26 protein-coding genes, 1 tRNA gene and 1 pseudogene are annotated in these 23,461 nt (G+C 55.2%); 19 read left to right on the forward strand and 9 right to left on the reverse strand.

Translation table 11 applies throughout. The annotated features are described in order from the left end of the window. Positions 1-840 (reverse strand): annotated as a pseudogene (locus tag ACR0B7_RS18835) (inorganic phosphate transporter); the annotation flags it as partial. Between the two features lie 261 nt (positions 841-1,101). Between ACR0B7_RS18835 and ACR0B7_RS18840 the strand changes: the two are divergent. Further along, positions 1,102-2,961 carry a Na/Pi symporter gene (locus tag ACR0B7_RS18840; protein WP_170486658.1) on the forward strand — a complete coding sequence of 620 codons (1,860 nt, stop codon included), beginning with the start codon at positions 1,102-1,104 and terminating at the stop codon, positions 2,959-2,961. 39 nt (positions 2,962-3,000) lie between these two features. Further along, entirely contained in the window at positions 3,001-3,249 is a 249-nt protein-coding gene (locus ACR0B7_RS18845) for a hypothetical protein (protein WP_170486660.1), read from the forward strand. A gap of 397 nt (positions 3,250-3,646) precedes the next feature. Here the strand turns inward: ACR0B7_RS18845 and ACR0B7_RS18850 are convergent, their stop codons facing one another. Further along, a complete protein-coding gene (locus tag ACR0B7_RS18850) occupies positions 3,647-4,819 on the reverse strand; it encodes a cation:proton antiporter domain-containing protein (RefSeq protein ID WP_170486662.1) in 1,173 nt (390 codons plus the stop codon). 198 nt (positions 4,820-5,017) lie between these two features. Between ACR0B7_RS18850 and ACR0B7_RS18855 the strand changes: the two genes are divergently transcribed. Further along, entirely contained in the window at positions 5,018-5,467 is a 450-nt protein-coding gene (locus ACR0B7_RS18855) for a phasin family protein (protein WP_170418691.1), read from the forward strand. A 403-nt stretch (positions 5,468-5,870) separates the two neighbouring features. Here ACR0B7_RS18855 and ACR0B7_RS18860 read toward each other — a convergent pair whose 3' ends face one another. Then, positions 5,871-7,082, reverse strand: a complete 1,212-nt coding sequence (locus ACR0B7_RS18860) for an ROK family transcriptional regulator (RefSeq protein WP_480682198.1) — start codon at positions 7,080-7,082, stop codon at positions 5,871-5,873. Positions 7,083-7,257: 175 nt separating this feature from the next. Between ACR0B7_RS18860 and ACR0B7_RS18865 the strand changes: the two genes are divergently transcribed. The 4 genes from ACR0B7_RS18865 to ACR0B7_RS18880 all read left to right on the forward strand — a co-directional run bounded on the left by ACR0B7_RS18865 (position 7,258) and on the right by ACR0B7_RS18880 (position 10,905). Beyond that, entirely contained in the window at positions 7,258-8,277 is a 1,020-nt protein-coding gene (locus tag ACR0B7_RS18865) for a sugar ABC transporter substrate-binding protein (RefSeq protein WP_170486664.1), read from the forward strand. A 116-nt stretch (positions 8,278-8,393) separates the two neighbouring features. Continuing rightward, positions 8,394-9,464: an ABC transporter permease gene (locus tag ACR0B7_RS18870; protein WP_170486666.1), complete on the forward strand. Its 1,071-nt coding sequence runs from the start codon at positions 8,394-8,396 to the stop codon at positions 9,462-9,464. After that, complete coding sequence (locus tag ACR0B7_RS18875) at positions 9,464-10,246, forward strand: ATP-binding cassette domain-containing protein (protein WP_170486669.1); 783 nt, start codon at positions 9,464-9,466, stop codon at positions 10,244-10,246. The genes ACR0B7_RS18870 and ACR0B7_RS18875 overlap by 1 nt, the downstream gene beginning before the upstream one ends. A 20-nt stretch (positions 10,247-10,266) precedes the next feature. Beyond that, complete coding sequence (locus ACR0B7_RS18880; protein WP_480682261.1) at positions 10,267-10,905, forward strand: nucleoside/nucleotide kinase family protein; 639 nt, start codon at positions 10,267-10,269, stop codon at positions 10,903-10,905. Positions 10,906-11,303: 398 nt separating this feature from the next. Here ACR0B7_RS18880 and ACR0B7_RS18885 read toward each other — a convergent pair whose 3' ends face one another. The 3 genes from ACR0B7_RS18885 to ACR0B7_RS18895 all read right to left on the reverse strand — a co-directional run bounded on the left by ACR0B7_RS18885 (position 11,304) and on the right by ACR0B7_RS18895 (position 14,193). Continuing rightward, positions 11,304-11,633 carry a hypothetical protein gene (locus tag ACR0B7_RS18885; RefSeq protein ID WP_170486693.1) on the reverse strand — a complete coding sequence of 110 codons (330 nt, stop codon included), beginning with the start codon at positions 11,631-11,633 and terminating at the stop codon, positions 11,304-11,306. Beyond that, positions 11,630-12,436, reverse strand: a complete 807-nt coding sequence (locus tag ACR0B7_RS18890; protein ID WP_170486695.1) for a VOC family protein — start codon at positions 12,434-12,436, stop codon at positions 11,630-11,632. Before ACR0B7_RS18890 ends, ACR0B7_RS18885 begins: the two co-directional genes overlap by 4 nt. A 398-nt stretch (positions 12,437-12,834) precedes the next feature. After that, positions 12,835-14,193, reverse strand: coding sequence for a tetratricopeptide repeat protein (locus ACR0B7_RS18895; RefSeq protein ID WP_170486697.1), 1,359 nt, complete (start codon positions 14,191-14,193; stop codon positions 12,835-12,837). A 118-nt stretch (positions 14,194-14,311) separates the two neighbouring features. On the opposite strand from ACR0B7_RS18895, the gene ACR0B7_RS18900 reads away from it, so the two are divergent. The 8 genes from ACR0B7_RS18900 to ACR0B7_RS18935 all read left to right on the forward strand — a co-directional run bounded on the left by ACR0B7_RS18900 (position 14,312) and on the right by ACR0B7_RS18935 (position 19,748). Next, positions 14,312-14,554, forward strand: a complete 243-nt coding sequence (locus tag ACR0B7_RS18900; RefSeq protein ID WP_170486699.1) for a hypothetical protein — start codon at positions 14,312-14,314, stop codon at positions 14,552-14,554. Positions 14,555-14,575: 21 nt separating this feature from the next. After that, the gene (locus ACR0B7_RS18905; protein WP_010443743.1) at positions 14,576-16,216 is read left to right on the forward strand and encodes a sulfatase-like hydrolase/transferase; all 1,641 of its coding nucleotides are present in this window, start codon (positions 14,576-14,578) and stop codon (positions 16,214-16,216) included. Positions 16,217-16,283: 67 nt separating this feature from the next. Further along, the gene (locus ACR0B7_RS18910; RefSeq protein ID WP_170804131.1) at positions 16,284-17,030 is read left to right on the forward strand and encodes a hypothetical protein; all 747 of its coding nucleotides are present in this window, start codon (positions 16,284-16,286) and stop codon (positions 17,028-17,030) included. Between the two features lie 198 nt (positions 17,031-17,228). Next, the gene (locus ACR0B7_RS18915; protein ID WP_170576956.1) at positions 17,229-17,774 is read left to right on the forward strand and encodes a hypothetical protein; all 546 of its coding nucleotides are present in this window, start codon (positions 17,229-17,231) and stop codon (positions 17,772-17,774) included. A gap of 9 nt (positions 17,775-17,783) precedes the next feature. Next, the gene (locus tag ACR0B7_RS18920) at positions 17,784-18,035 is read left to right on the forward strand and encodes a helicase-related protein (RefSeq protein WP_480682263.1); all 252 of its coding nucleotides are present in this window, start codon (positions 17,784-17,786) and stop codon (positions 18,033-18,035) included. A gap of 8 nt (positions 18,036-18,043) precedes the next feature. After that, positions 18,044-18,379 (forward strand): hypothetical protein, encoded by a 336-nt coding sequence (locus ACR0B7_RS18925; protein ID WP_480682204.1) that lies wholly within the window; start codon positions 18,044-18,046, stop codon positions 18,377-18,379. A 398-nt stretch (positions 18,380-18,777) separates the two neighbouring features. Beyond that, positions 18,778-19,077, forward strand: coding sequence for a hypothetical protein (locus ACR0B7_RS18930; protein WP_170576958.1), 300 nt, complete (start codon positions 18,778-18,780; stop codon positions 19,075-19,077). 473 nt (positions 19,078-19,550) lie between these two features. Beyond that, entirely contained in the window at positions 19,551-19,748 is a 198-nt protein-coding gene (locus ACR0B7_RS18935; RefSeq protein ID WP_170576959.1) for a hypothetical protein, read from the forward strand. A 582-nt stretch (positions 19,749-20,330) separates the two neighbouring features. On the opposite strand, the gene ACR0B7_RS18940 is transcribed toward ACR0B7_RS18935, so the two are convergent. From ACR0B7_RS18940 to ACR0B7_RS18950, 3 genes are all read right to left on the reverse strand, one after another. Next, positions 20,331-20,612 (reverse strand): hypothetical protein, encoded by a 282-nt coding sequence (locus tag ACR0B7_RS18940; RefSeq protein ID WP_170804178.1) that lies wholly within the window; start codon positions 20,610-20,612, stop codon positions 20,331-20,333. Continuing rightward, a complete protein-coding gene (locus tag ACR0B7_RS18945; protein WP_170576961.1) occupies positions 20,572-20,838 on the reverse strand; it encodes a hypothetical protein in 267 nt (88 codons plus the stop codon). Before ACR0B7_RS18945 ends, ACR0B7_RS18940 begins: the two co-directional genes overlap by 41 nt. Before the next feature lie 355 nt (positions 20,839-21,193). Further along, a tRNA-Thr gene (locus tag ACR0B7_RS18950) sits at positions 21,194-21,268 on the reverse strand. A gap of 83 nt (positions 21,269-21,351) precedes the next feature. Between ACR0B7_RS18950 and ACR0B7_RS18955 the strand changes: the two genes are divergently transcribed. The 4 genes from ACR0B7_RS18955 to ACR0B7_RS18970 are packed head-to-tail and all read left to right on the forward strand — an operon-like array spanning position 21,352 to position 23,457. Next, a complete protein-coding gene (locus ACR0B7_RS18955) occupies positions 21,352-21,507 on the forward strand; it encodes a hypothetical protein (RefSeq protein WP_170411807.1) in 156 nt (51 codons plus the stop codon). A 6-nt stretch (positions 21,508-21,513) separates the two neighbouring features. After that, positions 21,514-22,782, forward strand: a complete 1,269-nt coding sequence (gene murA, locus ACR0B7_RS18960) for a UDP-N-acetylglucosamine 1-carboxyvinyltransferase (RefSeq protein WP_170486328.1) — start codon at positions 21,514-21,516, stop codon at positions 22,780-22,782. Continuing rightward, positions 22,779-23,255, forward strand: a complete 477-nt coding sequence (locus ACR0B7_RS18965) for a DUF2948 family protein (protein ID WP_170411804.1) — start codon at positions 22,779-22,781, stop codon at positions 23,253-23,255. The genes murA and ACR0B7_RS18965 overlap by 4 nt, the downstream gene beginning before the upstream one ends. A gap of 46 nt (positions 23,256-23,301) precedes the next feature. After that, positions 23,302-23,457, forward strand: a complete 156-nt coding sequence (locus tag ACR0B7_RS18970) for a hypothetical protein (protein ID WP_170486327.1) — start codon at positions 23,302-23,304, stop codon at positions 23,455-23,457. Positions 23,458-23,461: the final 4 nt, after the last annotated feature.

The raw sequence follows: 23,461 nt of genomic DNA on the forward strand, positions 1-23,461 counted from the left end.
TTTTGTTTTCCAGACGCTTTGTCGTGTTTGCGACATACGGACGAATAAGAAAGTAAACGACGATCGCAAGCAACAGGCCAATCACCAGCGCGGTAGGGAAGTCGACCTTCACCAACTTCTTCACACCCTTGAGCATAAGATACGTGCCGAAGGCCCACGCCATAACGGCAACAAGGAATGGCACCATTCGGTTGGCTGCAGTCAATACAACCGATTTATAGGTTATTGTACGCTTGATGACGTAAAGGAATGTTGCCGCAATAACTCCTCCAAGGACGGGAGAATTAATCCAGCTCGCCGCGATCATCCCAACCTGATACCAGTCCGCTATGCTCCAGCCGGCCGCGGCTATCCCAGCCCCAAGTACGCCACCGACGATTGAATGCGTTGTGGAAACCGGGGCACCGACAGCTGTGGCGAAGTTCAGCCACACCGCTGCCGCGAGTAGAGCCGCCGTCATCAGCCAGATGAATGTGTCTCGGTCCGCAACCAAGTCCGGGTCGATAGTGCCTTTTTTATTGTGCCGACAACATCGCCCCCCGCAATCATGGCGCCGCCTGCTTCAAAGAAAGCCGCAATCAGGATAGCGCCGGTCAAAGTAATTGCTTGGGACCCGACGGCGGGGCCAACATTGTTTGCCACGTCGTTCGCGCCAATGTTCATAGCCATGTATCCACCGATCATTGCGGCGACGATCAAGAGCACTCCGTCTGTTCCGCCTTCTGATCTGGCCATTGCTACCAGCATGATGCCGACGATGAAGAGCAGAGCCGTTCCAAACCGGAAAAGTTCTTCGCGGTTTAGGCGAACTGCTTTTTCTACTCTTTCAGTTCTCAACATGTTTGGTCCATCGGTGTCATGTAGCAAGTCAGTCCAAACATTTGGGCAAGTAGAGTTCCTACGCCATGATTTGAATCAATGAGACATGTACGTTGCGGTAGTAGAAACATCGAGGTCAGAAAGCGCCCGGGTTTGGGAAGTGGTATCTGCTGAGAATCTTGGCGCTGCACGAACGTTGGTTGAGGTTAGTGTGCGGTCTTCCTGGAGGTCGAAATTTGCGCCATGCGGTGTTTTTGCGATCCAAAAGTTTGGATTGATTGAATGATCAAGTACTACCTACCGGTCGCAATTGGCGCGCTACTAATTGCCTTTTGGGTAAGTCCTGACGCGCAGGTGGTTGCAGCTGGGATCGCTATCTTTTTGTTTGGCATGCTTATGCTTGAAGACGGCTTCAAGCTACTTGGAGGCGGAACACTAGAACGAATGCTTCAGCGGGCGACAAAATCCGTTTCGCGATCTCTCTTATTCGGTTTCGTCTCTACTACGTTGTTGCAGTCCAGTTCACTGGTTTCGGTCATAACGATTTCATTTTTAAGTGCTGACCTGATTTCTCTGGTCGGTGGGGTGGGCATAATCTTTGGGGCCAATATCGGAACGACGACGGGTGCGTGGTTGGTTGCCGGGCTAGGATTGAAGGTGAATATCGCAACCTATGCCATGCCAATTATCGGCCTTAGCATAATCCTTGTGTTTCAGAAGCCGAAGGTGCTCCGTGGGATTGGTTACGCCCTTGGCGGACTGGGTTTTCTGTTCCTAGGCATTCATTACATGAAAGAGGGTTTCGACGCGTTCAAGGACCAGGTCGATCTAATGCGATTTGCTTTGTCGGGATTTTGGGGGCTGGTGGTCTATTGTTTGTTGGGGACTGCCGCAACCGTGATTATGCAGTCGAGCCACGCGACGATGGTGCTTACTCTCACTGCGCTTGCCGCTTCACAAATTAGCTATGAAAACGCGCTGGCTCTCGCGATCGGGGCAAATATTGGAACCACGATTACGGCGATTATTGGCTCGATCAGCGCCAATTTTCAGGGCAAGCGACTGGCATTGGCGCACCTGATCTTCAATACAATAACTGCGACGGTAGCTTTGGTTTTCATAGTCCCGCTACGTGAGATGGTTGACCTGATCAGTGGTGCCGTGGGTATAGGTGCGGAAGATTTTGCTCTGAAGTTGGCAGTGTTCCATACTATCTTTAACGTGCTCGGCGTCTTGCTCATGTTACCATTGATGCGGGGGCTGATCTCCTTTCTAGAACGCAGTATTATCGAACCAATCCCGGATGTTAGTCAACCGCGTTACCTGAACGATGCGGCCGATGATTTCCCACAAACTCTTGAGATTGCACTTCGAAAGGAGGTCATGCACCTATACGAAAACGCGATGACGTTGATCTTGCATGGCCTGAATCTGCATAGGAAGGATGTGCTTAGCGCGAACAGCGTTGCAGAGGTGGTTCGAAGCAGTCGAACACCTACCGACATGGATATTGAGGAAAGCTACCGGCGCAAGATCAAGACACTCTATTCCGCCATTGTCGAATTCTCGACGCGCATCGGGGAAAAACGTGTCGAACCAGATGTAGCGGAACGAGTTTATGCCCTGAGAGATGTCGCTGGCGACATCGTTCAAGCGGTTAAGTCGGTCAAACACCTGCGAAAGAATATCTTGCGTCACACTGTACGGTTTTCCGGGAGTGCAACCGAACTGTATGATGACCTCCGTACTGAAATTGCCAGAATACTCATTGAGATTCAGAAACTTGAAGAAGCAGAACCGGATGAGCGTAGTGCGCTCTGGCTTGATCAGGAACGTGCGCAAATAGAAGAAGATGCTCGGACCGCTACACGCCGTGTAGAACAGCTCATTCGAAAAAACCAACTCACTCCCGATGCCGCAACTTCATTTCTCAACGACTCGGATTATGCCTATAGCGCGATGCGTAAGCTGATCGAAGCAGCGAGAACCTTTTACATCGAACGAGACAGCGCCATAGCCGAAGTCGAACGTTTGTTGGCTTTAGAAGAAGAAGAACTCGGTGAGTATAAAATTGAAACCGATGCGCTCTCTAAGGAAGAAGAATCCGAAAAACATCACAGTAAAGTCGTAGAAAGCAAATAGCATGCTGAAATTGTGCGACGATCTGCGGGGGGTATTAAGATGGGATTGAAAAAACTTGCCGAAAAAATGGTCGAGTACAACTCGCGTCTTGAGGCAGGCAAAGCGGAGAAAATTAAATTCAGCCATGTTCAAAAGGTACTCAAAAAGCTGCGCAAGAAGGTGGCAGATCTTGAAGCCGAAATTCATTTGGAGAAGAATTCTGACAGGAAAGCCAGACTGGTTCGAAAACTCGGAACAGCGCACGAGAGTGTCAAACGGGCTGAGTGGCTGTTGAGCGAAATTGACTAATACTCTGGTTCAGGCTTTAGAAATTTGAGGACTCGCGACGAGTGCCTTGGTGGCCATTTTGAACCTGATGCCAACACACCTAAGCAACTGGAGTGCCCGATTTTATATGGACCACCGTTACGTCTGAGAAACGGAGGGCCGAGAATGGCGAACAAGAGACATAAGCCGGAAGAAATAGTTAAGAAGCTGCGGCAAGTTGATGTGCTTGTCGGCCAGGGAATGATGCGTGTAGATGCGATCCGCGAGGTTTGCATATGGTGGCGAAATGCCAGTCTTTGGCGCGGTGTTTGAGACAGATCAACAAATCACGGTGGCTCTGCCTAATGGGCAACCTATAATGGTAGGCCTGCCGTTGGCGAATTTGCTCGCCTTTCTTGAATCGATCCAGTCTGAATAGTCACTGACCAATCTGCTCATCCGTGTCAGCCGTTCGTCTGATTGACATGAGAGTCAACGGCGGCCCCAACACCTCGAAGGCCACAGTACTGACTAGAGTAAAGGCCATGATCGACGCGGCCCAATGTGGAAATTGCTCTCCGGCGACAAGGGCCATTCCTACCGCGACACCGGCCTGTGGTAACAAAGCTGGACCGTACCAGCGGGTCTGACGGCTAGGCAGGCCGCCAAGTCTCGCTCCGTAATAACCCCCGACGAGGCGGGCGACGGCGCGCAAGAATAGGAAAAGAGCACCAGCCCAGCCCATCAAGCCGAAGGCTTCAATATCCAACGTGGCGCCAGCCAACAGGAAGAACAGGATCATGAATGGCCACTGAATGTGCTCGATCTCATGGAAAGCACGCTCGTGATGGCGGGCGAGATTCCCGATCACTGCGCCCGCAACCATGCCTGCTACCAAGAATGAAACCTCCAACCAAAGCGCGAGGCCCGCTGTAAGAAAGACTATGCCCACTGCTTCTGCCTGCATCGGCTCTCCCGGTTTCAAGCGGCCGGTCAGATAAGCGGATGGCACGCCTAGTGCGAAACCTAACAGTATCGCCCCTCCGAAATCCCACATCGCTGTGGTCGTGATGGTGGCCCAACCATCCGAATGACCGGCCAGAACCAAGGCGATGCTAAAAACGATCAGACCCCAAGCGTCATCAATTGCGACGACGCCCTTTAATGTCTCGGTAAAGCTGTTGGACACCCCAGATTGTTTGATCACATCAGTCATGGCGGCCGGAGCCGTAGCCGTAGCAATTGTCGCCAGCACCAGCGCCAACCCGAAGGGCACGCCAATTGCGGCCAGTCCAGCAGACACAATAACAAGGGTTGCAACCACGGTTGAAATCGAAATCGTCAGAATGGCTCGGCCATGCCGAGCTAGGTTCTCGCGGGTCAATGATCCTCCAAGAAGAAATGCGACCATCGTCAATGCAACGATGGATACCTCATCGAACCACATTGCAACGTCGAGTGGGATCAACCCCATTCCGGCATTCCCTGCGATCAAGCCAAGGAAAAGTAAGGTTGTAACACGAGGAAGATGCGTGGCCCGGCCGAGTTGGTCGGCGGCCAATCCGGCAAGGAAGAGCACACCAAGGGTAATCAGAAAGCCGGCAATGTGCATAGAAAACCAAGCGTTAAGTTCTTGTCTAGACTACTCTAACCCCAACCCTGCCTGCTAGGAACCGATGACGGAGAAAATGCGAGTGTCCCGTCGCAGCTTAGGCCGAAGATCCCTAAAAAAGGGATATTGATCTGTATTAAGGCGAAAGCGCGCCGCACTTGGCACAATAACTCATTAAGAAATGAGGAGGAACTTTCGATGCCGACAAAGAAATTTAACACAAATAGCCCGACCTCACTTTTGGATGTTTTCAAACAAATGCAGCCGCCCATGTCTGGCAATCCGGCCTTCGGTGCCCAGATCGAACAATTTTGGGACGCACAAGAAAAATTGCTCGAAGAAACAGAGGCCTTTGCGCAGCATTGGTTCGAACGGCGTCATGAGGCCGTCCGGACGGCTCTACAAGCTGCACGCAATGTGTCTTCCGCGAACCCGTCCGATCCATCGAAAGCCCTTCAGAGCATGGCGGAATGGCAGCGCCATTCGGCTGAGCGGTTGGTTGCTGACGCGCAGGAATGGTTTGAAACCGTGTCCCGTTGTGCATCTTATGTTGCTGAAACCGAAGCTGAAGCTGTTGAGAAAACAGTTGGTGATGTTGCAGCCTCTACAAAGAGCGCGGGGAAATCTTCAAAGTCTAACCCTGTGTAGGGTTCCTGCTTCCGAAAAACCAAACTGAAATCATCGGAGCAGTAGCTGGGAGGGTCTTGTCCGAATAACTTTGCTTGAGCGGGGTAAAGAAACCTGCCGAGGTTAAACCTTCTCAGGCTACAGAACAGCCGACGTCCGCAAAGCCCGCAAAGCTGGCGTTCAAGCAAGTTGCAGCGGACGACCGGAGTGAGCCCTTCGCTACCGAAGCTACGCCTCGTATGGATTTCTGCTATGCGCAGTTAGGTGAAATTGGAATGCTCAGCAGCAGGCGCAAAGCATTCCTCAGTTGCTATTTGCCTTACGGCACTGCAACAGCCCGAAAATGGGCCGTTTTAAGGCAGCCACCTTGAGCAGGAGTCGCGGTTCCGTCCTACCTGGGAAGTTTGCCGTCAATGAGTTGAGACTACATCCCAGAAAGCCCAGCATTAGTATTTAATAGAAACTGGCGGAAAATTGGGCTGCTCGCCGCACCAATGCCTCGGGCGTTTTCCCCGACCGCTGCGGCTTCCACAACTGGAGGAATTAAACCGCGTTTGTCTTGGTTGATTAGGTATCGGCGAACACGTGAGACCAACTCTTCCCGCACTTCAGGTGGGAATGCACCGTCGATGAAAATCGCCTCAAAGTCGATGACCGCGCAAATAGACAGTGCGGCCTTGGCCAATTCCTGAGCCGTCGTGCCGATCCATGGTTCGACATAGCGAGAGATGCTATTCCAATCCTGGGGCTTCTTCCAGAGAATTTCAGGATCGGCACCTGCTTCGATCAATCTGTCCTCGAGCAGGAACAGCGAAGCTGTGTCGATCAGTTGCTGGCTTTCACCCAATGGGCCCGTAGTCCGCATAGCGCCTAGCGCACCGGCATTGCCTTGGTTGCCCTCGAATACGGTGCCGTTCAATGCGACGCCACCGCCGATCATCGAGCCGATGAAAAAATAGAAGTAATCCCGATACTCAGCCCCGCGGCCATAAAGGTGCTCCGCGTGACAGGCTGCCGTTGCGTCGTTAACCACAAAAACCGGCAAGTCGCTGAACTTGGCGACCTCGGAGAAGAAATTCACATTTTTCCATGACCTGAATTTCTTGGCGGCGAGCCCGGACAGATCATGCCATTTCCAAAGCTCGAACGGGGTGCCGATCCCGATACCGCATACGCGGTCGCGAAGACGTTGAGGTTCGCGAGAGAGAAGTGTTTGCAGGCCAGACTCCAGAAACCCAAAAATGACCTCTGGCAACGGATAATCGTATGTCGTGGAAAGTTGGTGGCGCGGGTTGCCCATAAAGTCGATCAAAAGCAGATCGGCGCTGCGCCGCCCGATCTTCATCCCAACTGAAAGGATGCCTTCCGGGTTGAGCTCCATAGGGACTGAGGGCTTACCTACTTTTCCGCGCAAAGGGGTTCCGCGTTTGAGAATCTCGTCCTTTTCCAGCTTGCGAAGAATAATTGAGACAGTCTGAGGAGACAGGCCCGTTAGTCGCGCGACGTCGGCACCCGCAGCAGGGCCATGCCTTTGTAAAACCGTCAAAATCAAACGTTCGTTGTGATCGCGAACCCCGCTTTGACTTACCCCGCCAGTCAGTGTTTTTAGCGCTTCTCTTTCCATAAGCCTGAACATAAACCCCTTGTTTTCTTATGAAAAGATGCCGAAGCAAATTAATAAATAAACTTTATTTATTTATTGACATGAAGGCTAGAATCGCGGTTTGCTTGAACGCAACCTGCATTGGAGGATGGAGGTGGATCTCGCTGTCATGCCACGCGGGACAAAAACAACTTTCTGGGAGGACAACATGAGAAATCTACTCAAGCTTGCCGCATCAGCGACTGTACTCACACTCGCTGCTACATCTGTTCAAGCGGCCGGGGAGACGGTTTGCCTGATCACGAAGACTGACACCAATCCATTCTTTGTAAAGATGAAAGAAGGCGCCACAGCCAAAGCTGAAGAGCTTGGCATGACTCTGAAGGCCTTCGCGGGCAAGATCGACGGCGACCACGAAACTCAGGTTCAGGCCATTGAAACGTGCATCCTTGATGGAGCAAAGGGAATTTTGCTGACGGCGTCTGACACCAGCTCGATTGTCCCTGCGGTTCAGCAGGCTCGGGACGCCGGCCTGCTGGTAATTGCTTTGGACACACCGCTGAGCCCGATTGACTCTGCCGACGCAACATTTGCCACGGATAACTACAAGGCAGGCCTGTTAATCGGCCAATGGGCAAAGGCAAAAATGGGTGACGCGGCAGTGGACGCCAAAATCGCGACGCTGGACTTGAACGTTAGTCAGCCAACAGTGGATGTTCTACGTAATCAGGGCTTCCTCGACGGTTTCGGAGTGGACCTAGCGGATCCAAATGTTATCGGCGATGAGACCGATGCCCGACTGGTTGGCAGTGACGTGACCGACGGCAACGAAGAAGGCGGGCGCCGCGCCATGGAGAACCTTCTGGCAAAAGACTCGACGATCAATGTGGTTCACACAATCAACGAGCCAGCAGCAGCAGGTGCGTATGAAGCCTTGAAGTCGATTGGGCGCGAAAACGACGTGCTGATCGTCTCGGTCGATGGCGGCTGCCCCGGCGTGCAAAATGTACAGGCCGGTGTGATCGGGGCGACAAGCCAGCAATACCCACTGTTGATGGCTTCGCTTGGTGTTGAGGCTGTAAAGAAATGGGCCGAAGAGGGCGTTAAGCCTGAAAATACACCGGGCAAAGACTTCTACGATACCGGTGTAGCGCTCATCACGGACCAGCCTGTTGACGGCGTGGAATCAATTTCAGTCGCCGAAGGTTTGGAACTCTGCTGGGGCTAACGCAGACTTAATGGATGAGGCGCGCACGCGCGCGCCATCATTCCTTTCACCAGCAAACTGAAACTTCCTGTACACTGATCTCGTGGGCGCAATGCCAGTCGCGAAAAGGGGGAGATATGTCTGAAGCAAACCAAGGCGCTCAGGGATTTGAAACCGCCGCAAATAAAACGGAAACGGTGGCGGAATTTGAAGATCATCGGCGCGGCGTGCTAGGGAAGTTACAGCACCTTCTCCACGTGAACCCGTCCTTTGTCCCGCTTATCGTGTTGGTCGGTGCAATCGTGATTTTCGGCCTGGCTCTGGGTTCAAAATTCTTTTCACCCTTTGCAATGACATTGATCCTCCAGCAGGTTCAGATTGTAGGTATCGTTGCCGCAGCGCAAAGCTTGGTCATTCTCACCGCCGGCATCGACCTAAGCGTCGGCGCGATCATGGTGTTTTCATCAGTCATTATGGGGCAATTCACGTTCCGATACGGCATTCCAGTACCAATTGCTGTTGTGTGCGGGCTTGCGGTAGGAACCATGATCGGTGCGCTGAACGGTTGGCTTGTAAGCCGCGTTAAATTGCCCCCGTTCATTGTCACGCTGGGAATGTGGCAGATCGTTCTCGCCACCAACTTCCTGTACTCCGCAAACGAGACAATCCGCAGCCAGGATATCGAAGCGAACGCACCTTTCCTTCAGTTTTTTGGAACCAAATTCAGCATCGGTGGAGCGACCTTTACTGTTGGCGTCATCTTCATGCTCGCCCTTATCTTCGTGTTGGCCTACGCGCTAAAACACACAGCTTGGGGAAGGCATGTCTATGCCGTGGGTGATGATCCTGAGGCCGCCGAACTATCAGGTGTCAACGTCCATCGAACGCTTATGTCCGTCTATATGTTGTCTGGCCTGATCTGTGCCTTCGCAGGCTGGGCTCTGATTGGGCGCATCGGATCAGTCTCGCCAACGTCCGGCCAATTGGCCAACATTGAAAGTATCACTGCTGTTGTGATCGGGGGCATCTCTCTGTTCGGCGGGCGAGGCTCCATTCTGGGGTCACTGTTCGGTGCTTTGATCGTTGGCGTATTCACACTTGGGCTGAGGTTGCTCGGCGCCGACGCGCAGTGGACCTTTCTACTCATCGGTCTTCTCATCATCGCAGCGGTCGCAGTTGACCAGTGGATTAGAAAGGTATCGGGCTAATGTCAGACGCAACTCCAGTCGTCCAAGGGCGTGGTATCGTGAAGCGCTATGGCCACGTTACCGCTATTGACCATTCCGACTTTGAACTGCGGAAAGGAGAAATCCTTGCAGTTATCGGGGACAACGGCGCTGGCAAATCGTCTATCGTTAAGGCGATATGCGGTGCCACAATCCCAGATGAGGGTGAGATTCTGATCGAAGGAAAGAAGGTAAACTTTACCTCTCCAATAGACGCCCGCAATATGGGTATCGAAATCGTTTATCAGCAGCTTGCCATGTCTCCTGCCCTTTCAATTGCGGACAACATGTTCATGGGGCGCGAGATCCGCAAACAGGGTTTCATGGGCAAGTACATGCGTCAGCTAGATCGGCCAGCTATGGAGAAGTTTGCTCGTGAAAAGCTGACTGAGCTTGGGCTGATGACCGTACAGTCGATTAATCAGGCGGTTGAAACACTGTCTGGTGGCCAGCGCCAAGGCGTTGCCGTTGCGCGCGCAGCCGCCTTTGCGACCAAGTTCATCATCATGGACGAACCCACAGCAGCTTTGGGCGTGAAAGAGAGCCGCAAGGTGCTTGAACTCATACAAGACGTACGCGCACGTGGCATTCCTATCATCCTGATCAGCCACAACATGCCTCATGTCTTCGAAGTAGCTGACCGAATCCATGTGCACCGGCTTGGCAAAAGGCTCTGCACAATTGATCCCAAGGATTACACGATGTCCGATGCCGTAGCGTTTATGACAGGCGCCAAAGAACCACCGAAAGAAGACGCTGCGTGATCGAGCAAGATGCAGCGTGCGTGTGCGACCTGATTTCCTCTCGGAGGCAGGTTGGGGTTCGGACGATTGTCGCAATCGCAGGACCTCCTGCATCCGGAAAGTCGACCTTGGCAGAGACCGTTGTGCAATCGCTGAACGCACAACAGAGCTCGGCGTTTCCATTAGCCACGCTGGTGCCAATGGATGGCTACCATTTGGACAATCGTATACTTGAAGCGCGAGGTTTGTTGGCGAGAAAAGGCGCACCAGAAACCTTCAACGCAATTGGTTTTTGCAATGCAATTAAAGGGTTGAAATCCTCGCAACTTGAGTCCTTTCACCCCATGTTTGACCGCCAAATGGATTTAGCCATTGCCAACGCGATTACGGTTCACCCTGACACTCCGACTGTTGTTGTTGAGGGGAATTACCTTCTTATAGATCGCGACCCGTGGAGAACGCTGGCGGACGTCTATTCCGCAACGGTTTTTGTCAGCCCAACTATGGAAGAACTCGAAAACAGGCTACAGCATCGCTGGATCAAAAATGGTTTTGACACGAATACCGCGTTGCAACGCGTTAAAGCCAACGACCTGCCCAATGCTGAACATGTCATTCTTGAGAGCCGGAAAGCCGATCTTACCTTGAAACAGAATTACACTGAACTCGGGATGCGCTAGTTTCAGCCGGCCATTGGTGCAGCGCCTCTGAGCGATTGTCCGCTTTAGTCTGGCTGACGACTTTGGCTTAGACGATGGGAGCAGCGGTTTGTCCGCGACCCGGTCATAGCGTGGTTTTTTGCCACCGTCCGCTCCTGCGCAAAGCGGGCATTGATAGTCGGAGTTTCGAAGATGTCACTGCAAATGTCGGCTTAGCGCATCTTTTAAGTCAACCCTGCTTCTGTCAAGTTCGCAACTGCGGCATCCCGCAGTGACTCTTGGCCAGCCGCAGGCAGCATTAGAACCGGACGTTCGTTTGGTCCGCAGCGAAGACTGAAGGGGTCGTGTCTGCAACGCGGACGTTTCTGCCGGTCGCTGATGCAGCCAAATCACCTTGATTGCTCAGCTGGATTGCCGGGTCAGAGATCAAAACCGCCAGCATCAAAGCCGCCGTCAAACCCTCCGAAATCGCCGCCGCCAAAATCGGGTTCCGGGAGCGGAACCGCAATTGGCGGGCTGGGTTCGATCGGCAAGCCGGGCTCAGGTGGTAAGACATCGGGCGGCAGAACGCCCGGCGGGCGCGGATAGTAACCACCCCAGCGCCACCAGGGGCCACGACCATAGCCGACATGGACGGAAACGCCGGTCCGCACGTTGGGCTGGCCAGTGTTAGGCTCGCAGGCGGTCAGTGCGAAGGTCGCAGCGACAAGAGACACGGGCAAGGTCAGGCGCAGTATGGGCACCATCATGCCGCACCTCCGATCAGCGACACCCCAACCGCCGCGCCGGTGGGATCGAGCAGCACGGCTGCATCTTCGGCGACGGTCAGCGGGCCTCCGCCCAGTTCCTGAGACCGGGCAATGGCCCGACCGATATCCGAGACACCAACGTAGGGCAGCCATGTCGGTTCCGCTTTGCGTCGGGATATCCGCACCAACCCGCCACGGACGGCGCCACCGCTGGAAAAGACGGTTTGACCATTCTTCTGCGCGGTCTCCCATCCGGCGAGCGCGTGATAGAAAGACCGGGCCCGGCTGGGGTTGTCAGTCAGAAGATCGGCCCAGTACCATGTGTTCTCCCGCAGTGAACCGTTCAGCGGGAACCCGCCCGGCCCGTCATACAGCACCAGCAACGCCCCGCTTGAGTCGCGAATGGTCGAGAACGTCCCGGCAGATGTGGCGAAGGGAGACCTGACCTGCTTGCCACCCCTGCCCAGGGCAATCTTCGTTGCGGCGATGGTATCGACGACGGTCAGCACGGGGACCCATTGCGACGGAAACTCGACATCAGAGCCCGCATCGGCAGAAGCGATCACACCGCCCAGCGCCTCTCCACCTCCGCTGACAGGAATATACCCGTCACTGGCCGGGGATCCGAATTGCCAGCCGAACATGCCGCCATAAAAGGACTTCGCCGCATCAGGGTCGCTGGTGATCAGATCAAACCAAGCAAAACTGCCGGGCACGATACTTTGACGCGTAGCGGCGCATCCGGCGATTAGCAGTGCCGACGCAGCCAGGGAAGTTCCCAGCATCATTCTGCGGTTCATCATCAAATCAGATCCCAACAATTCACTTTGGTCGAACTCGGTGAGTTAATCAGGCCGGCTCCGCCAAATCAACCGTCACTTGACGGTCAGTCGGGGTTCGGTTTCCAAGGAAATCTACCCGAGCGGCATTTCAGCAATCGGCGATTACGGCCGCATGTGAAACATCCGACGGCCGTGCAGTGAATGGCCGGATTGGTTTTGGACCTTTTGCACGATTCGAATGTCCGGTTTTTGGAAATCATGCCGCGCCGCCGCGGACAACACAGTGAATCGGTCGAGCAATCAAGGTGTTTTTCGCTGCGGACGCATCAGGCAGCTCCGTCCGCAAATTAGACGTTCAAGCAAGTTGTAGCGAACGACCGCATTGCGAGAAATAGCGGCCGCAATTCGAATTCAAACTTCTAAGTTGGTGGCTTCCAATTGGCCTGTCTCATTGCGTTACCAAGGTCTTCCCCGTATTGCGGATTTGCAAAAAGCTTCTCAAACAGCGCATCCACGCGACTGTCAGGCCACTCGCGTGACAGTTGTTCAGATAGAGTCTGAGCTTCAGCCTTATTCCCCAACATCTGATGTGACGCCATTAGGTAAGCAACGGTTACAGGTCCGACAGGGCCGCCTTTTTCCGTTACTCGTTCAATGGCTGACACAGCGCCTTCATAGTCCTTCATATGGAACTTTGCTGACCCCATCGCGTTCTGAAACACATAACCCCGCTCTAGTTTGATTTTTGAAAGTGCGTCCTCGCTAATTTCTACGACTTGTTCAAATGAACCGGAATAGAGCAGAACCAGCGACACGAACTCCAAAACATGTACGTCGTGTGGTGCCAAACGCCGTGCTCTTTGCGCAAATTCTATGGCCTCAGGCCAGTTTCCCTTGGCAAACTTGACCCAGGCCATTGCGGACTGACTCCACCCCGTTTCCGGGGCCAACTCGATGGCCCTGTTTGCCTGAGCGTCGGCGTAGTTCAACATTTCCTTAGCTAGGCCGGCATCTGATGTAAGCACAGCAATTGTCGCAGCGACCTGCGCAGCGCCTGCATGACCGCCGAAGTAGCTTTCGTCGTTTTCAATTGCCCCCTTGAATATGGTTAAGGCCGCGTCAAGGCGCGCAGGTTCCAAGGCCGGAAAGATTAGATCACGACCAGTATTGGCCAGATTTACAGCCTGAAGGCGCATAGGGGATGCATCAAATATGGCGCTGCGCTCGTCACGACTCAGTCCGTCGGCTGGCGAACCGACTGGATCCGCCAGTTTTTTCGATAGCACCACAACAGCAACGACAAAACAGGCTAGAACGAAGAGGCCGGCAACTCCAACGAACGGGCGACGCCAAGTGTTTGCTCTGATTTCCGACCCAGCCGGAGGAGGCTGAAACGTCTCGGGCGACCTGACCAGAATCTCAGGTGCATAGCCGCCCTTTGGCAGGTCGAATATCGTGCCTTCTTCGAGACCGTCTTTGGTATAGTATTCGGCAAGCTTGCGACGCAGTCGACCAGCATCGACCCGAACCACGTTTTCACGGCGCGACATCTCTGACGGGGTCCCACCATAAACATCCATGGCGATGGTCTTGGCACGAATATCATCGGCCCGACCGTTGAGCGATTCTTCGACCACATACACCAAAAAGTCCTGCAATCGCTGCGAACCCGCGAAGGTCGAAGATTTGACAAGCCGCTGAAGTGCCGCCCGAACATCTTTGGGAACAGGTGACCCGCCCTCATTCAGTGCAGTAGATGTGTCTTTGGTTAAATCCATATTTTCAGTAAGTTACGCATTAGATTACACCGTATTATGCCCCGATAAACCTTTTGTGAAAAGTGAATTCGGCGAAAACTCAGGGCAGTCTGCTGATCCATCGAATGAGTCATCGCAATTGGAACGTTACGCCTTTGATACCCTGTTTCCCGATCACCAAACCGCAATTGCGGATTTACGGCGCGCGGATACGGAATTCGATGAGATCTGCCGCGACTATCAGCTTCTATGTGACGAGTTTCTGTCAATGAACTCGGAGCCGGGAAGCCACTCGTACCAATTCGCCTGCGATATCCGCGATACCCTGGATGGTCTTCGGGATGAAATCCTCCAATCGCTGCGGCGCACAGGAAAGATGTAATCCATAGGGGAAGGGATACCAATGAGATCATTATTGAAACATGCCTCAGCCATGGTGCTGATGGCTGGCGCGGGTTTTGCCCAGGATGCGCCCATCATCCATGATGGAGAGTTTGAGTTCTTGCGCGCACAGTTTGGAGAGCAATGGGATGCGCAGGACACCGAGATTGAGGCGAAACTTGCCGAGATCCGCGACGCCAATGGCGGCCAGCCGCCCAATATCTTGTATATCCTGATCGACGATGTCAGCTTCGGTCAAATGGGTAACCGGACGATGAACTACGTCACCGGTTTCGATACGCCCAACATCAACGACTTTGCCACCGAAGGTATGTCCTTGATGAGGATGTATACTGAGCCATCCTGCACACCGACACGAACGGCCATGTTGACCGGTCGTCATCCGGTGCGCGCCGGCGTTGAAGAGGTCAAAGTTGCGCTGGTTGGCGAAGGTCTTGCAGCTGAAGAAGTCACGATTGCCGAGATCCTGAAGGAAGAAGGATACAACACTGCGCATGTTGGGAAATGGCACCAGGGCGATATTGAGCAGGCCTATCCGCACAACCAAGGGTTTGATTGGGCCGCATTCCCCTTGCATCAGCAGGTTCAACTCAGCCTGATGACCCGGGATGCTATGGTTGCCAACAACATGCTTGGCTTCCATCCATCCGGTCAGTCCAACCAATTCCAGCTGGATGAGCGATTCAAACCCTACGGTCTGGTAACCGGCGTTGAAGGGGAAGTAGGCGGCTTGGCTCGCGAAGTCGACATGGCGCCGGGCGAAGAATGGACACAGGCCAAATACGAAGAAATGAACCTGCGCTATCAGCGACAGGCACTGGAACAGCTAGACCGCCTCGCCTCGCAGGACGACCCTTTCTTTATGCAATACTGGCCACTCTATCCGCTGAATTTTGCTTATCCGGATCAAGCCGTTTCCCGCAATGGTGGCTTTCATGCCGACAAGTTGCAGGTTCTGGACGGCTGGATCGGTGAGGTTCTGGCTAAGCTGGATGAAACTGGCAAGGCGAACAACACCGTCGTCATGATCATGGCTGACAATGGCTTGATGTATCACTACGAAGGAACGTCCGGTCTGAACCAGTTGATTTATCGCGGCGGCAAGACGCAGCACCTTGAAGGCGGAGTGCGAACTGACGCGTTCATCCGCTGGCCCGGCGCTATTGAGCCAGGTAGTGCAGCAGGTGACATCGTGCATGTATCTGACCTGTTCACCACCTTCGCGCGGATCGCAGGCGCAACTGACCGCATCCCGCGCGACCGCGTGATCGACGGCATTGACCAGACTGCGCTGTTACTTGAAGGTGAAGGCAACTCGCGTCGCGACTACGTCTATGTGTACGAAGGGCCCGTGTTGCGTTCAGTCGTGAAGCAAGAGTTCAAAATGCATTTGCCGGCCCCCGGTCAGCCCGGAGCTGCGGCCCCCGTGTTCAATGTCTATCGCGACCCACGTGAAGAACATCCGCTTGTCGGGTATTCATTATGGTCCGGTGCATCATTCCAAGACATGGTGAAGCGGCATGAGAAAACCATTGCAAAGCACCCGCATCTGCCGCTGGGCAAGGGTGTGCCGTATGAAGGTATTGAGAACCTTCGTCCCGAAAGCGAGTTGACCCGAGAAGTCTTCTCCAGCTGGCAATGATGAAGGTAGACGGCGGCGAGAACCTGTCGCCGTCTAACCTGACCATCCAACTTCTCCCAGGTGTATGATGTTACGCAACTTCCATTGTCTTGTTCCTCTGATCTATGCACTGGTCGTGGTAGGCTCTGCTTCCGAAGCTGAGGAAAACGCGTCAAATCCATTGGCTGCGGTTAACAACACCGACATTCGATATCAGTACTTCGATTTGGCAGGGGGTGCAGACCGTCAGGATGCCTTTGTCGATGGTGCATACATGTTACGCCCCGATCTAAAACTAAAATACGAGCTCCACTACAATTCAACGAATGCTACTGGCGAAAGGTTCAACGGGTTCGAAAAGACAAGCTTCAAGCTGATCTACTTTCCCTCACAGAAACCCTTGAATGACACCTGGAGCGTGAAGTCCGCACTTGGTTTGGAGTGGATCCTCGATTTTGGTGACCCCGACGAAGGCATCGGCACCGGGTCGGATCAGATAGCCCCATTTGGTGGGTTCGCATTTGCAAACACTAATACTGGGCTGACTCTGATCCCTCTGGTCCAGCACTTTGCTTCATATAACGGTTCGACCGATGTCAGCCAGACTGCGATGCGCCTTATTGCGCTTCAGCCATTTGGTGACGGGTATTGGGTCAAAGCAGATATCAAAGCTCCATACGATTGGGAAAATGATGCGTGGCCCGCGACCGCAGAATTCCAGATCGGTAAGAACCTCAGCCCTGGAATTGCCCTCTACGCAGATGTGTTGGTCGGTATTGGTGCTGACAGACCCTACGACCAAGGTGCCGGGATAGGTCTCAGATTCAACTACTAACCGCCGCCAATATGCAAGGAAACTCCGATGCTCCATCTCAGATCAATTAGCGCACTCGTATTTCTGTCCGGCGTATTATCTATGCCCGGGCATTCCCGCGCTCAGTCTCTACCTGCGCCAGGTCAAAACGAAACAGGCTGGCGGCATGGAGCCTCATTCTATCTGTTCACACCCCTAAGAACCACAGGTACGTCAACCGTGGCTGGACAATCCGCGGAATTGGATCTGGACCTTGGTGACGTCCTGGATGTGCTCGATTTCGCGGCAGCCGGCCGGTACGAGGCTTGGAACGGGGATTTTGGGATCATCGTTGATGCGAATTATGTGGGGATCGAACAGGATACCACATTGCCTGGCCCTCTCGGTGCCGGGATTAACGTCGACGTTCGTCAAAAATGGTTTGGTGTGCTGGGGGCTTACCGTGTTGCAAATGGCGTGTACGGTAGCAGGAGCCAGCGATATGCAATCGATCTCCAAGGCGGTCTGAGGTACAACTCCATTCGTCAGGAAATTGACCTAACTACCCCGGGACCGAGAAATCCACCTACATTGGGCGGAGATCAGGGATGGATCGAACCAGTAGTCGGAATACGAGGAATGTGGCGGGTAAACCAGAAATGGACTGGGATTGCGTCTTTGGAACTTGGCGGGTTTGGTGCCGGTGGAAATGATCTCCAGTCCCGCCGCACTTCGGCCAGAGCTTTCGGCAGGTTTAGATCGAACTCGTGCGGTGCCGTGTACTGACACGCATAGATTGGCTTTTGTGTTTCCCGCCGCCACGCGGACTTCATGGCCGAGTTCTCGCGGGAACGCGGCTTGCGGGCCGTGGCGGTCCATTCGGGCGAAAAATCAGCCCCGCGTGCTAGCGCGTTGAAGGCGCTCGAAGATGGCGATCTTGATATCGTTTACGCGGTCGACATGTTCAATGAGGGCGTAGACGTAAGGGGCGGGACACGATCGCCAATGCGCTGGGGACTTCCAATGCCACAGCCGATCGCGCGCTAAATGAATTGTTGGCGCTGGATCTGATTTGCGTGGTTGAGCCTGCGGCACCCCGGCGGGCTGCGGTCTATGATTTCGGGCCTAACGCGTTTGACCTGACGGATGATGAGGACTGCGCGTCTGGTTCTACTCCGCCTGATGGTCAGGCGGAAGGCAACGTGAACTCCGCCTCAAAATGGGGCGGAGACGAATTACAAAATGGGGCGGAGTACGGCGCGACTCCGCCTCAAAATGGGGCGGCTAACGGTATACGGGGGGGGCGCGCGGCAGAAACTGACGCCTCACGCGCGGATCAAATCGACCTGTCCGGCGCTGCTTGGGATCCTGTCCCGTGGTGGTCAGAGTGACGCCCTCTCCAATCACCCCAGCGCTGCACCCTGCATGTGGCACCCGCTGTCTTTCCATCCTTGGCGCCTGTCCCTGTGTCGCCGTTTGCGCTGATGCTGGGGAAACGCAGGACGTGTGGATTGCCCTGCGCATCATATCAGCTGTCCGATCGGTGGCCGATGATGCGCAACGCCATCCGCACCCGCTGTGCTGTCTCAGCACTGACGCACCAGAGCCCACGGGCGCAACATCGCCCTTGTATCCCCCACGCTCACCACAGGCCGATGCAACGCTGCCACGGGCAGAACGGCTGTGTGTCTGGGCGGGGAGGAAAAAAATAGACCATCGCAAACGTCAAACGGAGGAAATCCCGATTACGGACCAGAACTACCAACCAACCATCACAGGAGACAAAACGATGGGGAAATTTCTATACACGTGGAACCCAAGCGCAGAAGCGCAAGACGAGCTGATGAAGGTCACCGACGGAAGCAGTTGGGGCTGCACTGACCTGAGATATTCCGGCTTTGACGATCTGTATGAGTGTTTCACCGCCACATTCGCCGCCCAAACACGGGACTGGGAAGCCAGCGGCGGCGAGGAATTTATGCGTTTCACCGCTGACGAAACCCGCGCAATGGCTGACAAGATGGAACGGGACAATCCGTCAATGGCACGAATTCTGCGCGGCTCCGGCGGCATCACGATCTACAGCTGAGCACTAGGGGAACAGACAGATGCTGAGCATCACAATTTCAGGACGTGTATAAAAGGGCGCTAAACTCACCAAGGTGGGCAATTCCGAATTGTGCAATTTCAGCGTATCGGCTGGCCGGGGCGATGACGCACAGATTGTCGGGTGCAGTCTCTGGGGCAAATGCGCTCAGGCGCTGGCGGAACATCTGGTACGGGGCGTTCCGGTCACGGTATCGGGGGCGCTGTCTTTGGAAACCCATGAGCACAATTCATACCTGAGCGTGAGCAGCGCGCAGGACATCGCAATTCTGGATACTGCCGAAAATGTGCGGGCCAACCGGGAACGGTGGAAGGCCAAGCAGCAGGCAGCACGCCAGCAGGCGGAAATGCCTCTGGATCAATCTCAGAGCGCCCCTGCACGCGCAAGGGGCAAGCGGAACCCTGTTGCAGAGGGCGGCGGGCCTGACGGAGCGCCAGTGATTGAGGGTCCGTGGCATGACCGATCATGTTGCGGACCTGCTGGCCGGGGCCGTGGTTGCTGCATCCTGCGCTGCAGAGGACCACATGGCTCGGGCCAGCGCTTTGATCAGTGCTGCAGAGGTGCCGATGCTTGCGGCTGCGCGGGATCAGTCGGGCAAGCTGGTGCTGATGAAGTCGGGGATCACGATGGAGCAGCTCAGCGCAGAGCATTAGAGAGAGGTGTTTGACGAGCTGCGCGGTTGGCCTCACACAGCGCCGGAACGCCCTGCGATGGGGTTTACCTATAGACAGGCAAACACCCAGCTCTGCGCGGACCGGATGACGGAGGAAACCACCATGACAGAACCCAAGCAATGCGCCGTGTGTGGCGGGCGCTGCAATCCGGATCCGCACCCGCTGTCTCTGCAATTGCGACGGGACAACCCTGATTACCGCTGGATCTTGGGTATGCCCCTGCAATCCCGGCGTCTGCATCCTTGGCGTCACGATCGCATCAATCTGGTCAGCGTTTGCTCAGAGGCTTGTATGCGACGGGCGATTAAGCGCAATGGATCAGCGCAAGCCCTGGCGGATCACTGGCACGCGGCGAAGGAAAAAAAAGAGACAGCCCAGCATCGATTGCGTGAGGGGCAGGCAAACGGGCAGCGCATCAGAACCTGCCCCTGCTGCGGTGAAGCGTTTCCGATCGTGCGTGCCACAGCCCAGTATTGCAGCGCGGCCTGCAGGCGTAGGGTAGCACGACAGAGGGAACAGAGCGGATAATATTAGGCGCGTCCTAAGTTATGCGCTCAGGCGTCACGCTGCCATGCGGGGTTTCTGCCCTCCCCAACCCTGACGTTCAGTCCGCCGGGCAAAGCGCTGCAGACGGGTCAGGCTTACCTCAGCATAGCCAGCGACCAAACGCGCATCTCTGGACTTGAGCCACTTCTTCGCCTCTGCCTGCACGATCGCCCGCCGAGACTTTGGAGCCACGCCCAAGCCCCATCCCTGCGCTGCTGATATCTGCGCCAGCAGGACCGACAGCCATAGACGCTGCTCAGGTGACGTGCGCAGACCATACCGCTTTACGGTTTGCACGGGGCTGGAGGCCATACGGATTGGACATGCCCACCTGTATGAGTTTCGCGCAGTTGTGCCTCTGGCCAGCCTCAACCGGTGCCGTGCCAGAGTTGACCGATCGTGCGCGTGACGCTGCCTCTTTCCAGTCGGTGATTGCCTTTGCCAGCTCTGCGCGCTCTGTCCCTCTGAGCGATCGCAGACGCTTCTGGGCGGTCAGGTATTCGGCATGTGTGGATATAGTCATGCGTTTTCTCCCTGTGTCTGGGCGGAATACTGCACGCGCTGACAGCCTTAAGGTAGGGGCTGCACGCTAAGGATCTGGGTCGAAAACGTACCGCAAAAAGCCTGCGCCTGTCTGAAATCGCTCGGAAAACGCCTCAGCACTGGGATTTTCCTGTGCTTTAGCGGGTTCTGGCCTGCCCCCCTGTCCGTCGCCTGTCTGCAGGAATGAGGGGCCACGCAGTTGGCGCAGGACGGTCGCCCGTACCAGCAACGCCTAAAGCGGCTGGGATAGCGCCTGTTTGGGGTTTTGGTGCGCCACATGTGCGCCACGGGGCAAGGCGTGATTTGCGGTAATGGGGGCTAAGTCACTGAAAAGATGGTGCTGCTGGAGAGAATTGAACTCTCGACCTCTCCCTTACCAAGGGAGTGCTCTACCTCTGAGCTACAGCAGCGCTGTGGGCGGGTGATTAGACTCAAACGAAACGGTGCGCAAGGGTGTCTGGACGGTTTTTTTCACCTCCTGTAGAGAAAGACAATGGCAGACAGAAATACACCTAAAAAACACGGCAAATCCGGTGATGCACGCGAAGAGCGGCTCAAGGCAGCGCTCAAGGCGAATATGGCGCGGCGCAAGGCGCAGGCCAAGGCGCGCGCGGCATCTGAGGACAAGACCGGCAAGGACGAGGGATAAGAGCAAATGGATTCGATTCTGGTGACAGGCAATGGGCCGCTGAATGGTCAGATACCGATTGCGGGGGCCAAGAATGCGTGCCTGACCTTGATGCCGGCCACGCTGTTAAGCGATGAACCGCTGACGCTGACCAATGCGCCACGGCTGAGCGACATCAAGACCATGTCCGCCCTGCTGCAATCGCTGGGGGCCGAGGTATCGTCGCTGCAGGACGGGCAGGTGCTGGCGATGTCCAGCCATGACCTGACCAGCCACACGGCGGACTATGAGATCGTGCGCAAGATGCGGGCCTCGAATCTGGTGCTGGGTCCACTGCTGGCGCGGTTTGGCGAGGCTGTGGTCTCGCTTCCCGGCGGCTGCGCGATCGGTGCGCGGCCCATGGACCTGCATGTCGAAGGGCTTGAGGCGCTGGGCGCAGAGATTGAACTGAAAGACGGGTATCTGCATGCCAAGGCACCCGGTGGGCTGAAAGGCGCGGTGCATGAGATGCGTTTTGCATCCGTTGGTGCGACCGAGAACATCGTTATGGCCGCCACGCTGGCCAAGGGCACCACGGTTCTGAAAAACGCCGCGCGCGAGCCCGAGATCGTCGATCTGGTGGAATGCCTGCGCAAGATGGGTGCGCAGATTGCCGGTGAGGGCACCTCGACCATCGAGATTCAGGGCGTCGATCGTCTGCACGGCGCGACTCATCAGGTTGTGACCGACCGGATTGAACTGGGCACCTACATGCTGGCTCCGGCCATTTGCGGGGGTGAGGTCGAACTGCTGGGAGGTCGTATGTCTCTGGTCGAAAGCTTCGCGGCGAAACTGGATGCGGCAGGTGTAAATGTCACTGAAACCGACAAGGGCTTGAAAGTCGCGCGTAAGAATGGACGGGTCAGCGCCGTGGATGTGGTCACGGAACCCTTCCCCGGATTCCCGACAGACCTGCAGGCGCAGATGATGGCACTGATGTGCACCGCGGACGGAGTCTCGGTTCTAGAGGAGCGTATCTTCGAGAATCGCTTTATGCACGCCCCGGAATTGGTGCGCATGGGTGCGAATATCGAAGTGCACGGCGGCACGGCGACCGTAACAGGTGTCGAGCGTCTGAAAGGAGCGCCGGTCATGGCGACCGATCTGCGTGCGTCGGTTTCGCTGATTCTGGCTGGGTTGGCTGCAGAAGGTGAAACGACCGTAAGTCGGGTCTATCATCTGGATCGCGGTTATGAGCATGTGGTGCGCAAGCTGGAAGGCGTGGGTGCCAAAATTGAACGGATCAAGGGCCAATGACAGACGCAAGTTTTCACGATGGACGCGAAGCCCCGCTGAATCTGGGGGCTGAAGACACCGATGATCTTCAGGTGATTTCGACGCTTACGCAGGACGCAGTATTTCCGATCACGGAAATGACCTGGCGCCCCTCCGAGCGTCGTTTCGGCCTGCTGCTCAACCGTTTTCGGTGGGAGGACAAGGACGCTGCGGCCATGCGGGATCGCCCATTCGAGCGGGTGCAGTCAGTACTGGTTTTCGACTCGGTTCTTTCGGTTGCCAGCCAGGGCATAGACCGAAGCGACAAGGACATGGTCATGTCTCTGCTGTCGGTCGATTTCGAGCCAGCCGATGACGGGGCGGGGCAGGTCATGCTGACTTTGGCCGGCGATGGTGCAATTCGCCTGACGGTCGAAGCGCTGGACGCCACCCTGAAAGATGTCACCCGTCCGTATCAGGCTCCGTCCGGTCAGGCACCGCATCATCCGGAATAAACGCGGCGTAGCTCGGGCTTTTATAAGCCTGCCCTCGGGTTGGGACTTGCGGCTTGCGACCGTGTTTGACGTGTTTCAGATCAACGGTTTTCTGTCTCGTTCCGGCAATTTGATCGGTATGTCTCATTTCCCCATGCGCAAATCGCTGCACCTGGTCGCGGAAGGGTTGAGGCTGGACCATCCGGGCGATATGTCCCGGTGAAACG

The organism is Ruegeria sp. BB6 (assembly GCF_056539385.1).

What these genes read in the sequence shown, in the direction of transcription:
- ACR0B7_RS18840 (WP_170486658.1), top strand. Translation starts at nt 1,102, where the DNA reads ATGATCAAGTACTACCTACCGGTCGCAATTGGCGCGCTACTAATTGCC.
- ACR0B7_RS18845 (WP_170486660.1), top strand. Translation starts at nt 3,001, where the DNA reads ATGGGATTGAAAAAACTTGCCGAAAAAATGGTCGAGTACAACTCGCGT.
- ACR0B7_RS18850 (WP_170486662.1), bottom strand. Translation starts at nt 4,819, where the DNA reads ATGCACATTGCCGGCTTTCTGATTACCCTTGGTGTGCTCTTCCTTGCC.
- ACR0B7_RS18855 (WP_170418691.1), top strand. Translation starts at nt 5,018, where the DNA reads ATGCCGACAAAGAAATTTAACACAAATAGCCCGACCTCACTTTTGGAT.
- ACR0B7_RS18860 (WP_480682198.1), bottom strand. Translation starts at nt 7,082, where the DNA reads ATGTTCAGGCTTATGGAAAGAGAAGCGCTAAAAACACTGACTGGCGGG.
- ACR0B7_RS18865 (WP_170486664.1), top strand. Translation starts at nt 7,258, where the DNA reads ATGAGAAATCTACTCAAGCTTGCCGCATCAGCGACTGTACTCACACTC.
- ACR0B7_RS18870 (WP_170486666.1), top strand. Translation starts at nt 8,394, where the DNA reads ATGTCTGAAGCAAACCAAGGCGCTCAGGGATTTGAAACCGCCGCAAAT.
- ACR0B7_RS18875 (WP_170486669.1), top strand. Translation starts at nt 9,464, where the DNA reads ATGTCAGACGCAACTCCAGTCGTCCAAGGGCGTGGTATCGTGAAGCGC.
- ACR0B7_RS18885 (WP_170486693.1), bottom strand. Translation starts at nt 11,633, where the DNA reads ATGATGGTGCCCATACTGCGCCTGACCTTGCCCGTGTCTCTTGTCGCT.
- ACR0B7_RS18890 (WP_170486695.1), bottom strand. Translation starts at nt 12,436, where the DNA reads ATGATGAACCGCAGAATGATGCTGGGAACTTCCCTGGCTGCGTCGGCA.
- ACR0B7_RS18895 (WP_170486697.1), bottom strand. Translation starts at nt 14,193, where the DNA reads ATGGATTTAACCAAAGACACATCTACTGCACTGAATGAGGGCGGGTCA.
- ACR0B7_RS18905 (WP_010443743.1), top strand. Translation starts at nt 14,576, where the DNA reads ATGAGATCATTATTGAAACATGCCTCAGCCATGGTGCTGATGGCTGGC.
- ACR0B7_RS18910 (WP_170804131.1), top strand. Translation starts at nt 16,284, where the DNA reads ATGTTACGCAACTTCCATTGTCTTGTTCCTCTGATCTATGCACTGGTC.
- ACR0B7_RS18930 (WP_170576958.1), top strand. Translation starts at nt 18,778, where the DNA reads ATGGGGAAATTTCTATACACGTGGAACCCAAGCGCAGAAGCGCAAGAC.
- ACR0B7_RS18935 (WP_170576959.1), top strand. Translation starts at nt 19,551, where the DNA reads ATGACCGATCATGTTGCGGACCTGCTGGCCGGGGCCGTGGTTGCTGCA.
- ACR0B7_RS18945 (WP_170576961.1), bottom strand. Translation starts at nt 20,838, where the DNA reads ATGACTATATCCACACATGCCGAATACCTGACCGCCCAGAAGCGTCTG.
- ACR0B7_RS18955 (WP_170411807.1), top strand. Translation starts at nt 21,352, where the DNA reads ATGGCAGACAGAAATACACCTAAAAAACACGGCAAATCCGGTGATGCA.
- murA (WP_170486328.1), top strand. Translation starts at nt 21,514, where the DNA reads ATGGATTCGATTCTGGTGACAGGCAATGGGCCGCTGAATGGTCAGATA.
- ACR0B7_RS18965 (WP_170411804.1), top strand. Translation starts at nt 22,779, where the DNA reads ATGACAGACGCAAGTTTTCACGATGGACGCGAAGCCCCGCTGAATCTG.